At 43.0% G+C, this 686-nt stretch carries 1 protein-coding gene; it reads left to right on the top strand.

The features are described from left to right. On the top strand, positions 1-597 hold a 597-nt coding region (locus tag PROVRUST_RS18480), incomplete at its 5' end, for a contractile injection system protein, VgrG/Pvc8 family (protein WP_006816441.1). Between the last annotated feature and the right edge of the window lie 89 nt (positions 598-686).

The raw sequence follows: 686 nt of genomic DNA, 5'->3' as shown, positions 1-686 counted from the left end.
GCAATTGTTGCCGTAAAAGATGGTAATTTATTATTCATGCGGCAGGGGGAGGGATTAACTGCGACGGGGCAGCGAATTCAAACGATGTTTATTACTCGATCCGTCGGTGATGGACACCGTTTTTCTTTGGCTGATCGTGGGGCATACACGGGAGTAATTGCAAACTGGTTAGACACTCGCGAGCCAAAAAAGAAAAAAGAAGTTGCAGTGAAGCGAAAGCGAAAAACCAACAATAAAACACAGGCTAAAAAAAGTGATCCAAAGGAAAAGCAAGGCGAATATTTAGCAGGGGAGCAGGGGAATGTATTGACGTTATCCCATACCTATGCGACTAAAGAGAATGCGGCAAGAGCCGCTAAGGCGCAGTGGGAAAAGATTCAACGCGGGGTTGCCTCGTTTTCTATTCAGCTTGCGCGAGGGCGTGCAGATTTATATCCAGAAATGCCGATAGTTGTGAGCGGGTTTAAGCCTGAAATTGATAATGCTGAGTGGACATTAACGCGGGTTGTTCATTCACTCAATGATAGTGGATATATGAGCGCATTAGAGCTTGAGGTAAAAGTTTCAGATCTAGATATGGCAGGAGAAGAAAATTAACACTGTATAAAATCACATGTTATACTGTATGCAATATTAACATCATGACGAAAGGTATATTATCATGATGAATTGTCGTTGGAAACCGG

It is taken from the genome of Providencia rustigianii DSM 4541 (assembly GCF_000156395.1).
GTDB lineage: Bacteria > Pseudomonadota > Gammaproteobacteria > Enterobacterales > Enterobacteriaceae > Providencia > Providencia rustigianii.
This window is presented reverse-complemented; position numbering and strand designations above follow the sequence as displayed.